The 12,529-nt window shown below is 69.2% G+C and carries 8 protein-coding genes; all 8 read right to left on the bottom strand.

The window, feature by feature from the left end:
• Nucleotides 1–4 precede the first annotated feature (4 nt).
• A complete protein-coding gene (locus ABT360_RS10750) occupies nucleotides 5–820 on the bottom strand; it encodes an anti-sigma factor family protein (RefSeq protein WP_351813610.1) in 816 nt (271 codons plus the stop codon).
• Nucleotides 817–1,410, bottom strand: coding sequence for a sigma-70 family RNA polymerase sigma factor (locus tag ABT360_RS10745; RefSeq protein WP_064072166.1), 594 nt, complete (start codon nucleotides 1,408–1,410; stop codon nucleotides 817–819). Before ABT360_RS10745 ends, ABT360_RS10750 begins: the two co-directional genes overlap by 4 nt.
• A gap of 110 nt (nucleotides 1,411–1,520) precedes the next feature.
• Nucleotides 1,521–2,066, bottom strand: coding sequence for a CGNR zinc finger domain-containing protein (locus ABT360_RS10740; protein WP_351813607.1), 546 nt, complete (start codon nucleotides 2,064–2,066; stop codon nucleotides 1,521–1,523).
• 42 nt (nucleotides 2,067–2,108) lie between these two features.
• A complete protein-coding gene (locus ABT360_RS10735; protein ID WP_351813606.1) occupies nucleotides 2,109–2,624 on the bottom strand; it encodes a GNAT family N-acetyltransferase in 516 nt (171 codons plus the stop codon).
• A 30-nt stretch (nucleotides 2,625–2,654) separates the two neighbouring features.
• Nucleotides 2,655–3,803 (bottom strand): uroporphyrinogen-III synthase, encoded by a 1,149-nt coding sequence (locus tag ABT360_RS10730; protein WP_351813604.1) that lies wholly within the window; start codon nucleotides 3,801–3,803, stop codon nucleotides 2,655–2,657.
• An 89-nt stretch (nucleotides 3,804–3,892) separates the two neighbouring features.
• On the bottom strand, nucleotides 3,893–5,224 hold the full coding sequence (locus ABT360_RS10725; RefSeq protein WP_351813602.1) for a nitrate/nitrite transporter: 1,332 nt from the start codon (nucleotides 5,222–5,224) through the stop codon (nucleotides 3,893–3,895).
• 150 nt (nucleotides 5,225–5,374) lie between these two features.
• Nucleotides 5,375–5,836 carry a hypothetical protein gene (locus tag ABT360_RS10720; RefSeq protein WP_351813600.1) on the bottom strand — a complete coding sequence of 154 codons (462 nt, stop codon included), beginning with the start codon at nucleotides 5,834–5,836 and terminating at the stop codon, nucleotides 5,375–5,377.
• 169 nt (nucleotides 5,837–6,005) lie between these two features.
• Entirely contained in the window at nucleotides 6,006–12,236 is a 6,231-nt protein-coding gene (locus tag ABT360_RS10715; RefSeq protein ID WP_351813668.1) for a DNRLRE domain-containing protein, read from the bottom strand.
• Nucleotides 12,237–12,529: the final 293 nt, after the last annotated feature.

The raw sequence follows: 12,529 nt of genomic DNA, 5'->3' as shown, positions 1-12,529 counted from the left end.
TGTGTCAGGCGCCGGCCGCGGGGACCTCCACGAGGCGCTCTCCGTCGAACGTGCGGACCTCGAAGTGGTCGATCTCGTTCCGGTCCATGGCGGCACCTCCGTGGACGTACAGCGGGTTCTTGCCGACCTCGTGCGTACTGCCCGGGATGCCGTATCCCCACTTCGGGACCGCCCAGGACGTGACGACCTCCTCCTCGCCGGTCTTGGAGACGGCGATCAGGTTGCACTTCAGCGGGCCCTTGACGTTCTTGAGCTCCAGGACCGTGTGGGTGCCCCAGGCCTTCTTCTCCATCCCGACCGTGGCGCTGACCTTGGTGGACGCGTCGGTGTGCTGGACCTTCTCGTCCATGTGGTGGAAGAAGGCGTCCTCGGCGGGGCTGGTGGGGTGCGGGTCGATGGCCTGGTTGGTCCGGTTGGTCTCCTCGCCGGAGGTGGCCACGAACGCGGCCGTGGGACCGGCGATGATCAGCACGGCGGCCGCCGCGACCAGGAAACGGCTGCGGCGGCGGCGCTGGGCTCGTTTGGCGGCCACCTCGTCGACGAGGCGGTCCAGCATCGGTGCCGGTGGAGCCCCCGGGGCGCCGGGGCGTTCCGGCATCGGCAGGACGACCGGCCGGGCGGCCGGGCCGGGGGCCTCGGCGAGCATGGCCAGCATCGGTTCCATCCCGGAAAACTCCTCCAGGTGGTGGGCGCACAGGTCGCAGCCCGCCAGATGCGCCTCGAAGGCGGTGGCTTCGGCGTCGTCGAGAATGCCGAGCACGTACGCGCCGACTGCGTCGTGCACCGACTCGTTCCCCTGTGGAGCGTGGTGCGACATCATGCCGAGATCCCCCTCTCCTCCAGCGCGAGCTTCATCGAACGCAGTGCGTAGAACACCCGGGACCGGACGGTCCCGCTGGGTATGCCGAGGATTTCGGCAGCCTCGTTGACCGTACGCCCCTTGAAATACGTCTCGACCAAGACTTCCCGGTGGGCCGGGGTCAAATCGTCGAGCGCATCAGAGAGCGTCATCAGCCACAACGCCTTGTCGATCTCGTCCTCCGCGGGCATGACCTCAAGCGGCGACGGATCGACCTCCTGCGGCCGGGCCTGCCGGCTTCGGTGGCCGTCGATGACGATGCGCCGGGCGACCGTCACCAGCCAGGGTCGGACAGAGCCGGTCGCCCGATTGAGCTGACCGGCGTTCTTCCAGGCACGGATGAGCGTCTCCTGTACGACGTCCTCGGCTCGCTGGCGGTCGCCGGCGACGAGGCGGAGTACATAGGCGAGCAGGGGCCCGGCGTGTTCACGGTAGAGGGCCCGCATCAACTCTTCGTCCGGGACGTCGGGTTGGGTGCGGGCGGGCACCGCTCGATGCCGGGCGCGATGCGTCCCCCGACGGTCATCGGCCACGGCGGCATCCTTGCGCACCTGGAACCTCCCGGTCGAGACCTTGATCTGACTCGTTGTCTCCCATCACTACGTGGGGGGCGGGAGGGTTTACTCAACGCGGGGAGATTTTTTCTCAGGAAGTTTCGTAACTACCCGTGTGTACGCGCCCGGTGGCGCGCCACACGCTCCCTGTTGCCGCACATCTCGCTGGAGCACCAGCGGCGGCGGCGCCCCCGCGATGTGTCGAGATACACACGCCGGCAGCCCTCCCCCTCGCACTGGCGCAGCCGGGCGCGGGTGACGGGGTCGGTGAGCAGGTCGACCGCGTCACGGGCGACGGCCGCGAGGAGGGCGCCGCAGTCGGGCGGTGCGGCCAGGGCGCGTACGAGGCCGCCCTCTTCGCCGCGTACGGCGCGGGGCGCGGGGGGCGGGGCGGCGGCGAGGGCGTTGAGGTGGTCGAGGCGTGGACCGGCGTGCCCCCCGTGACCGTCGAGCTGGTCCCGTACCAATTGGTCGATGTCGCAGGCCAGTTCGGCGAAGCGTTCCGCCCACCGCCCGTCGACCCCGTCGAGCGGTGTCCCCGCCGGTACGAGTCCGGCGACGTGGAGCCACTGTGCGAGCCGTCCGGCGTCGGACGGCGGCTCGGCCATCAGGTCCAGGCAGAGCCGCCCGGAGTGGAACCGCCATGCCACCATGCGCCCCAGAGTGCCCGCCCGGGGCGGCGACCGGAACCCCGCCTACGCGACCGGGGGCGGGTCGTCGTGCAGAATCCGCTGGAACAGGTGGTGATCGCGCCACGCTCCGTCGATGTGCAGGTAGCGCGGGGCGGTGCCGAACCGCTCGAAGCCGCTTTTGAGCAGGACGCGTTGGGAGGCGGCGTTGGCGATGACGGTGCCGGCCTCGACGCGGTGCAGTCCCAGCTCCTCACGCGCGGCCCGGCACACGTGCGCCACCAGCCGGGTGGCCAGCCCGCGGCCGGTGCGTTCGCCGTCGACCCAGTACCCGAGGTGGGCGCTGCGGAAGGGCCCGAGGGCGATCCCGGAGAGGGTGGCGAGCCCGATGATCCGCCCGTCCTCGGCGAGGGCCCAGGAGCGGCTGCCGGAGGCGGACAGGCGGGCGGCCTGGGCGTCGGCGGTGTAGTACGTCTCGGGGCGGTGCGGCTCCCAGGGCCGCATGTGCTCCCGGTTGCGGACGAGGGCTTCGGCGAGCGCGGGCGCGTCGGCGGGGCCGGCGGGGCGGACGGAGAGGGTCATCCCCGTACCGTAGATCGCCCCGCCGGGACCTCACGCGTCGGCGTACTTGGCGTCCGCGCCCGGGTCCAGGGCCAGGCGGTAGCCCCGCTTGACGACCGTCTGAATCAGCTTGGGGGCGCCCAGGGCCGAGCGGAGGCGGGCCATCGCCGTCTCCACGGCGTGCTCGTCGCGCCCCGCGCCCGGCAGGGCACGCAGCAGGTCGGCGCGGGAGACGACCCAGCCGGGGCGGCGCGCCAGGGAGTGGAGCAGGGACATGCCCGCCGGCGGCACGGGGCGCAGGTCGCCGTCGACCAGCACGGCGTGGCCCCGGATCTCGATGCGGCGACCGGCGACCGGAAGGGTGCGCGCCCGTCCGGGCAGCTCCTGGCACAGCAGCTGGACCAGGGGGCCGAGCCGGAAGCGGGCCGGCTGGACGGTGTCGATGCCGTGCGCCTGGAGCGGCAGGGCGGTGACGGGTCCGACGCAGGCGGCCAGCACGTCGTGGCGCAGCGCGTCGAGCAGCTCGGGCAGCAGGCCCCGGTCCTGGGCGCGGGTCAGGAGCGAGGCGCCCGCCGGGGCGCTGGTGAAGGTCACCGCGTCCAGCGACCGGGCGACGGTGGCGTCGATGAGCCGGTCCAGGGGCGCGAGGTCCTCGGGCGGCATCCACCGGTAGACGGGGACGACCACGACGTCGGCGCCCGCGTCGCGCAGCGCCTCGACGAACCCGGGCAGCGGCTCGCCGTGCAGCTGGAGCGCGATGCGGCGCCCGGTGACGTCCTGGCCGAGGAGCCGCTCCAGTACCTCGGCCATGGAGTCGGAGGCGGGCGACCACTCCTCGGTCAGCCCGGCCGCCCGGACCGCGCCCTTGACCTTGGGGCCCCGGGCGAGGACCTGCGCGCCGCGCAGCCGGTCGAGGAGTTCCTCGCCGTGGCCCCAGCCGTCGGCCGCCTCCAGCCAGCCCCGGAAGCCGATCGCGGTCGTGGCGACCACGATGTCCGGGGCGTGGCTGACGAGGGCGTTGGTGGCGTCGAGGAGTTCGGCGTCGTCGGCGAGCGGCACGATCCGCAGCGCCGGGGCGTGCTGGACGGCCGCGCCGCGGCGTTCCAGCAGCGCGCCCAGCTCGTCCGCGCGGCGGGCCGCGGTGACGCCGACGGTGAACCCGGCCAGCGGGCCGTGGGAACCATGCTCTTGCTCGTGCATGACACCAGAGACTGGCAAGGATCCGTGACGGTCTCGGTTCCCCTGGGTTTCTCCCCCGTTACGTACGTCGCCGCCGAGTGCCACGCTCGTCACACCTCGGAGTAGCTGAGCTGCCGCTTCGCGGGGATCTCCACCGGACGGCGAAGGTATACCGCCCAGGTGACGGTCAGGCACGCCGCGTAGAAGAGGAGGAAGGCGACGAAGGCGGCGGTGCCGGTGCCCGCGGTCTGGAAGGACTGCCGGAAGGCGAGGTTGATGGCGAGCCCGCCGACCGCGCCGACCGCGCCGATCAGTCCGATCGCGGCGCCGGAGAGCCGGCGGCCGTACGCGTCGGCCTCCTCGCCCTCCAGGCCCGAGGCGTGCGCCTTGGCCTGGAAGATGGCGGGGATCATCTTGAACGTGGAGCCGTTGCCGAGCCCGCTGAGGATGAACAGGGAGATGAAGCCGACGAGAAAGACGGCGAGCGACTCGATGACGGAGGCGTAGACGACCACGCCGGTCGCGGCGGCCATGGCGACGAAGGTCCCCACCGTGATGCGGGCGCCGCCGTGCCGGTCGGCGAGGGAGCCGCCGAGCGGCCGGATCAGGGAACCGAGCAGCGGGCCGATGAAGGTGAGGGAGGCGGCCTGGAGCGGCGTACGCCCGAACTGGGTCTGGAGCACGAGACCGAAGGCGAAGCTGTAGCCGATGAACGAGCCGAACGTGCCGATGTAGAGGAACGCCATGATCCAGGTGTGGGCGTCCTTGACGGCCTCCTTGACGGCGCCGGTGTCGTTCTTCACGGGCGCCAGGTTGTCCATGTACAGCGCGGCGCACACGGCGGCGGCCACGATCAGCGGGATGTAGATCCCGAGCACGACCCGCGGCTCGGCCGCGCCCGCCGTACCGATGACCAGCAGGCCGACGAGCTGCACCACGGGGACGCCGATGTTGCCGCCGCCCGCGTTGAGGCCGAGGGCCCAGCCCTTCTTGTGGAGCGGGAAGAAGGCGTTGATGTTCGTCATCGACGAGGCGAAGTTGCCGCCGCCCACGCCGGTGAGCGCGGCGACCAGCAGGAAGGTGGTGTACGACGTGCCCGGCTCCATCACGGCGTACGCGGCGCCCGTGGGCAGCAGGAGCAGCAGCGCGCTGAAGATGGTCCAGTTGCGGCCGCCGAAGCGGGCGACGGCGAAGGTGTACGGGATCCGGATCATGGCGCCGACGAGCGTCGCGACCGCGATGAGGGAGAACTTGCCGGCCGGGTCGATCCCGTACTGCGGTCCCATGAACAGGACCATCACCGACCACAGCGACCAGATGGAGAACCCGATGTGCTCGCAGAGGACGGAGAAGAGCAGGTTGCGCTTGGCGATCCGCTCCCCCTTCTCCCGCCAGAAGGTCTCGTCCTCAGGGTCCCACTGCTCGATCCACCGGCCGCTCATCGCGTACCTCCACTGCTGCTGTCAGATCCCGAATCCCGTCAGGACCGACGCTAGGGAGGATGCGTTTCAGCCCGGTCATATGACGTGACCGGGCTGAAACCTTGATCTCACATGTGGCCGGGCGGGTGGGTGAGGACCCCGGATCGCTCCTCAGAGTGTGCGCAGTGCACGGCCCTCGTGGTCGCCCGTGTTGCACCACCAGACGGCGTGGCCCTCGTGGACCACCGCGTGCAGCCCCGTACCGTGCAGCGGGCACAGCGGCCACAGCACTCTGTAGCGGTCTGCCAGATACGTCTGGATGGCATCAGCCACCTCCGCGTACACCCCGTTCCGGTCGAACGACTGGATACCTGATTCGGCAACCGTCACCATGCCGCCGGGGAAGTCGGGAGAGGGCTCTGAGGCGTCAGGGTGGAGAGGAATTCCGTGACCCGTGTCCCGACGCGCGACGTCCGCCAGCTCCTCGAAGGCCTGACACGTCAAGTCCAATTTGCGATGGAGGGCCATGAGTGCCAAGCGTGACGACGGGAGTTCGCCGTTCTCCCGGTAGACGCGCCGGATCCAATCGATCGACTGCTTGTTCGGCATCGCAGAGCCGAGCTCGTATTCCATGCGCCGCAGCCACTGCGTGAATGAACGCTCATAGCGCCGTTCGAACTCGCATCCGTCCACGGGGATGCGCCTCCTGGCCGATAGGGGCCGGCCGGCCCCGCACGGATTGCGGGACCGGCCGGGGAAGTGGGTAATTCAGTCGGGTCGGAGGGTCGATCCCGCCTCCGGATCACCCCCGGTACTTACCTCCACCGCTGAACGACTGGTAGATACTCCAGTAATACCTGGTGTAACCGAGTCGGGCCTCGCCATAGGCGTAGAACTGAACGGAATCACCCGGATCCATCCAGCACGTGCCCTTCCAGCAGCTGTGCTTGCCGCGCCCACCATTCCCGTACCAGTACCCGTGGAAATTGTACGAACCGAACTCACCGTGGGAGTAGCTCGAACCGAACACCTTCACACCACGGACGGACAGCGTGTACTTCCAGCCCTTGTAGATCCAGGCATCGCGCCATCCCTTACGGAACCACATGTCCCACTGCACGGAACACTTATGTGATGACTTGTCGCAGATCCGGCGGATGCGCACGCACGTATAGGTCGTGCAGGCTTGCTGGACCCGCTCCATGAGAGCGGCACCGCCAAGGTCGAACTTGTTCTGGGGGTCGGCGCAGGCGTACTCGTAGCTGTTGCAGCTGCCACCGTAGACGGGGTCGGACGACAGGAAGCGACCAGTGGCCGGATTGTAGAGCCTGACTCCCATGAGGGTGAGGGACGAAGGGGTCTCCGCCGACCGCTTGTGACCACCCAGCCAGCCGTAACGCGTGGCTGCCTGGCCGGAGCGCGGATTGCCGTACTCGTCCGAGTCCAGGGCGACCGGGGCCTTGGCTGTGTCCAGCGGAAGCTGGAGGGCCACATCACCGTGGAGTGTGGTGAGGTGCAGGACGGTGTCACCCGACCCGCTGGTGGTGGCGGCCAAGTGTCCGGTGGCGGAGTCGACATTACGGGTCAACGCACCGGTGGCGGTGTCCTCCACGACCCAGCGGGGGCTGTCCCCATCGCCGTCGTAGTGGTTGAGCTTCGACGCGGTCTGCGTCCAGGTGCCACCGTTCTCGGCCTCCACCTTCCAGGAGCGGTGCCGCAGGGCTGCGTCCAGCTGCCAGGTCTGGCGCTTGCCGTTCGCGATCTGCTGGTGGGCGAGGTCATTGGCGTAGTAACCGATGACGTTGCCCGGCATCGCGGTGGTGCGGCCGAGAGCGTCATAGACGTAACCGGAGTCCACCAAGCGGTCGGCGCTGTCGTACGTGTGGCTGGTGGTGGTGCCTCCCGCGACGGGACAACCGCTGCCGGACGTGCCGGTGGCAGTGGTCAGGGCGGTGCGGTTCGCCCGCTTGTCCAGGGTGTAGCTGCGGCGCGTACAGACCTCGCCAACAGTGTCGTCGACCGAGGTCAGGCGCCCGCCCTTGTCATAGCGGTACGACTGGCTGCTCCACCCCTGGTGGCTCGTGACCTGGTCGTGGATGGATCTGGTGACCGTGTCCGTGTAGACGGTCACGCCATCGCTGTCGCGGGTGTAAACCCGCGACGTCGGAGCACCAGTGGTGTCCTCGGTGACGGTGAGTGTGTAGCCGCCCGGCAACTTCTCCGTGGAGACGGAGCCGTCCGCGTCGAAGGAAGCCTGGAAAGTACCCGCTATGGAGTCGGTGGCGGCGATGGCCAGCCCTCGCGGTTCGACGGAGTGGTCGTAGCTGTAGGTGACCGTCGAGGGCGCGGTGTCCGTGACCTTGACCGGCCGGTCGAGCACGTCGTACTCGGTCTTCGTGGTGCCGCCGTCGGCGTCGGTGTACGAGATGAGCCGGCCGAGCTTGTCGTACGCCTTGGTGATCGTGCCTGCGGCCGGCGAACTGATCTTGGTCACCTGGCCGGTCGCCGGGTCGTACTGAGTCGTCGACTCGGGTACGGCCTGACCGAGGCCGCCGGACACCGTCACGGTGACGGGCCGGCCCGCAGTGTCGTACGACGTCGTCGCCGTACGGATCACGCCGTTGGCGGTGTCCGTGACCTTGGTCACCTGACCGACGACGCTGTACTCGGTGGTGGTGTCGGGCAGCTCAGCCGGATGCGAGCCACCGCCGGTGATATCGCCGGCCGGGCCGGTCCAGCAGACCTGGTCGGCCCACTCGGGGCGGCCCTTGCACCAGCCCGTGCCGTCCGCGGCCCAGTACTCGGTGATGCGGGTGGCGGCGTCGTTTCCATTGCCCCCGGGGAGGGTCTGGGAAGTGACGCGGCCCTGGCTGTCGTACACGGTTCCAGTGATCAGGTCCAGACCGCCGGAGTCCTGGATCCGCAGCGTGGGCAGGCCCTTCGCCCAGTCGTACTGCGTCTCGTTGACACGCTTCTCACCCATGACGGCGTAGTAGTCACGCACCCGGGCACCGGTGATCTCCATGGTGACCTGGTCCTTGACGGCCGCGGTGCCGTCGGTCGGACGGCCCTCGTCGTACTCCTTCACCGTCCAGGACCTTGCGGGGACCGACGTACCGGCCGCCACCAGCACGGTCGTACCGTCCTTGAGGTCCTCGGTGAGTTCCACCCGGTGGAGCGGACCGAACTCCTCCGTCTGACGGGTTCCGCTCGCGTTGTAGAGCCATACCGACGACAACAGCTGAGCACGCTCTGCGGGGGATCGGCTGATGATGCCGAGATCGGTCAGTGCCGCCTTCTGCTGCGCCGTGGTGCCCAGTGCCAGTGCTCTGTTTCCGGCGCTCAGCTCACGGATGGTGTTTCCGAACCGGTCGTACTCGGTCGTGGAAACATTCTTGCCCGGGCCGGCGGTGTTCACCGTACGGCCGGAGGCGTTGAGGTACGTCACCATGGCCCGCGCGTAGTCACCGGTGGCGAGGTTCGCTCCCGAGTGGGATGCGGGAACGGAATCGGCGGGAAAAACCGCGGTCGCGTCGGTGGGGTGGTCGAGCTGGCCCCAGGCGGCCACATCGGCCGACCCCATGGCGTGCGGCGCCTTTGCTCCGGTCAACGGGACACCGTAGACGATGCTGGTGACCGCGTTGCCCTCGGTGGTGTCCACCGTGCCCTGCTTCAGCGCAGACCGGGACACCTTCAGCAGCATTCCGTCACCGGCGGCCGTGCCGGCCCCGGCGTTGCCGTAGGTGAAGGTGTACGGCAGCTGCCCTTGCGGGGAGAGCCAGGTGATCCGGCCGCCCCAGTAGGCATACTGCGTCTGCGAGGCCTGACTCAGGCGCGGGTCCCACTGCTGGCGCATTCGGCCGGTGGAGTCGTAGCGGTACTTCGCGACGGCGGTCGCCGTGGCGGAGGCGGCACCGGGCGCGGTGGCCCACAGCCGGAGCTCGCTTACCTGACCCGCGAAGTCACCGAACTCCGCGCTGGTCGCGGTACCGGTGGCAGTGGTGGACGTGGCGTAGACGAACTCGAGAACCCGGCACCCCTTGGTCGACGGGTCCGTCTCACACGTGGCGGGGGTTGCGGCCGAGGTGGGGGCGATGATCCGCTTGGGACGGGCCAGTCTCTTGCCGTCCACCGTCACGGCCTCCGAAACGACCTTGGTGGTGGAGTGGGAAAGGCCGTCCGTCAGTGTGCTGGATACAGGCCAGGTCGTCGCGGCGGTGTCGGGCTTGGTGAAAGTGGTGACCGTGCCCTCCGTGTCGGACAGCGTGAAGGAACCCGTCGTGCTTCCCTTCAGCGTCAGGCTTTCCGAGCCGGGCTCAGGGATCCAGCCGGTCTTGGCGGCGTTCGCCGTGAAGTGGATGGCGTTGCCCCCGGACAGCACGACGGCGACTGCCGTGTCCGAGACCCTGCGGATATGGGTGTAGTTCGAGTCGGTGGTCTCCGCCGTCGTACCGGCTGCCCACTCCTTTCCGAAGATCGGCGCCTGCCCTTCCTGCTGCGCCCCCACGTCCGGCACGCGCGAGGAGGAGCTGCGAGTAACCGCCATGCCGAAGAACGACGCGTCGGTCTGCGACAGGGCGTAATCACCCGTGAGCAGGTTGACGGTCCCCGGACCCACGGGGGCGTTCGCGGCGCCGTCGGCGTTGCGGTCCACGATGACGGTCAGCGGAACGGTGCTGTTCGACGCCGAATCGGGACCGGCGAAGTCTGCCTTGATCTCGACCGTGCCGTCAGGGTCGACGGTGTCAGTGGCGTTCCACACCAGCGGCGCGTTCTTGCCGTTCACCAGCGGGACCGGCCATGCGGTCAGGGCGGTGCCGCCCGCGGTCACATCGCCGGCCGGGATCACCGTCCACGCGTCCGCCTCCGAACGGCGCCAGGAGAAGGACACCTTGTCGTACTTGCCCGCCTCCGCTTCGGCGACCAAAGGCAGCCTGCGTGCGGTGCGGTCGCCTTCGGACGGCTGGACGAAGCCGCCGGGGCCCGCGTGGAAGACGTATTCGCTTGCCTCGGACTTGTTGTCCGCCTTCTCGACCATCCGCACCTGCAGGGTGTGCGTGCCGTTCTTCGGCGGGATGACGCTGATGGCCTTGTCGGCGGAGGCACCGTTGGTCTCCGCGTTCGTCCAGTTGACGCCGTCCAGAGACCACTCGACCCACTGGTGGTCTGTGGCCGGAGGCGTGACGGTGAAGGTGCCGGCCTGCCCCGCGCCCTTGACCCACTTGTCCGACGGGTAGTCCGTCGAGACGATCTTCGTGGGCGCCGACGGTGACTTCGTGTCGACCGTGAAGGTCTGCCACTCCGACCAGCCGAGGTTGTAGTGGGTGCCGTCGTACGGCGAGGTGCGGAACTTGTAGGTCTTGCCCTCGACCAGCGCGCCGGCCGGCACGGCGACCGAGGCGACCTGGCCGGAGGGTACGGCCGAGGACACCAGGATGTCGCCGACCTGCGCGCCGGTGGCATGGTCGGCAAGCTGGAACGCGCCGGTGACCTTGTCGCCGTCACCGTCGACGAAGGTGTCACGGAGCGTCGGCGTCAGCGTGTTCACCATGTACGCGCCGCCGTACGAGAAGTACGGCGGTCCGGCCTCCTGCTTGGTGCCGGTACGCGGACGGAAGTTGTAGTTCACCACCAGCTTGGGCGGGTTTTCCGCGGCGTTCGCGGAGTTGACCCGCTTCCACTGGGGGACCAGCGACTCGTCCGACGCCCGCAGGCCCATGTTTCCGTGGTTGCTCTTCGCCGAGGCCCACTCCTGTGCGAGAGAAGTGACATCGGCGTTGATCCAGCCGTCGGGCGCCGTGGTGCAGGCGGCGTTGCCGCGCGTCTCGGTGGAGGTGGCCTTCTTCTCGTTCCAGGCGGGCTGCGAGGTCCAGCGCGAGGACGTGGAGGCCGCGCCGGCGGACCAGACCTCCCACGGGTTGGCCTGGCAGTCGGTGTTGCCGGAGTGGAAGTTCCACAGGCTCAACTTGGCGCTGGACACCAGGGCGTCCGCGATGGGCGCCGTGTTCCAGGTGATGAAGGACCGAGCGGTGCGGGGGGTGCCGTCGGCGTTGGTGGTGCCGGGGTTGCCGAGGTCGAGTTCGACGTCGCTCGACCAGTCGACCGTCTCGCCCTGCTGCACGTAGGTGTCGAAGACGTTGCTCAGCGACGACGTGGACGGGTCCACGGTCACCGGGTACGTGGTCTTCGGGTCGGCGAGGAACGTGGCATCCGGGGTGAGGACGAGGTCCACGCCGCCCTGGGTCTTGACGACCTTCAGCGCGACCTTGGCCCGGCGGGTGTGCTCACCGGAGACCTTGTCGACGCTCGCGTCCCACATGACCGGCGCGGGCATGACGGCGCGACGCTTGTTCTTCTTGTCGGTGAAGAGCAGGCTGCCGTCCTTCTGCTGCTGCACCTTCAGACCCTTGGCCCGCAGCGGCAGCGTGTAGGAGTAGCCCTCGGCGGTCGGCCGCTTCTTGATGGAGACGAACTGCTCGAAGCCGGTACGGGTGGCCTCGACGATGACGTCACCGTTCGGGACGGCGTTCTCGTACGTGGCGCGCGTGCCGTCCAGCTCGGGCTGCGGCAGGCCACCCTTCCACTGGAGCGTGATGCGCTCGTCGCCCTCGCCGAGGGTGACCAGGTCGCGGCCGTCCGCCTTGGCGTTCTGCGACAGGTCGGTGAGCGCCTTGCCGCCGGCCTTGGCGAGCGTGAGCCCCCTGGGGTGCGCCTTCGACTCGACGGAGCCGTCGGCAGTTTTCACCAGGCCGAGGTCCACGTCGCGCCACTGGCCGGTCGCCTCGTCACGGAACCGGATGGGACCGGCCGTCATCTCCGTGGTGAGCGAGCCGTCCTTGTTCGCCCAGGTCGTCGAGGTCTCGGTGCGCTCCGACAGGGCCTCCACCTGCTTGCCGGACAGCCGGGCCGCGACGCGGGCGGACGTGATGTCCGCGGCGGAACTCGCCGCCGGTTTCGCGGGCTTCGCGTCCGCGACGGACGTCGCCGGAGCCGCGAAGGCGGACTCCGCCCCGTACAGGGCCGACACGGACATCATGAGGGCGAGACCTGTGGCGACCTGCCGCAGGCCTGCTCCTCCCATACCCCGGCGATGGCGCCCATGAGGCACCACGCCAGGTATATGAAGCTTCAAAAATCCTCCCCACAAACGCCACACCATGTGAAAGGTGTGACAGCTCCCGAACAAAACGTGGAGAACGTAACGCAGCTCACAAGATCATGAATGATCCATTGAGGGAGGAAGCGGACGCCTGGTGGAACGTGGGGTTCCGTGTCCTCGATCACATCCTGACCGGTACGCCCATACGGCGGTCAGGGGGTTGCACG

It is taken from the genome of Streptomyces sp. NPDC000229 (genome assembly GCF_040300825.1).
Taxonomy (GTDB): domain Bacteria; phylum Actinomycetota; class Actinomycetes; order Streptomycetales; family Streptomycetaceae; genus Streptomyces.
The sequence above is the reverse complement of the archived record's forward strand: the minus strand, read 5'-3'. Positions and strand labels throughout refer to the sequence as shown.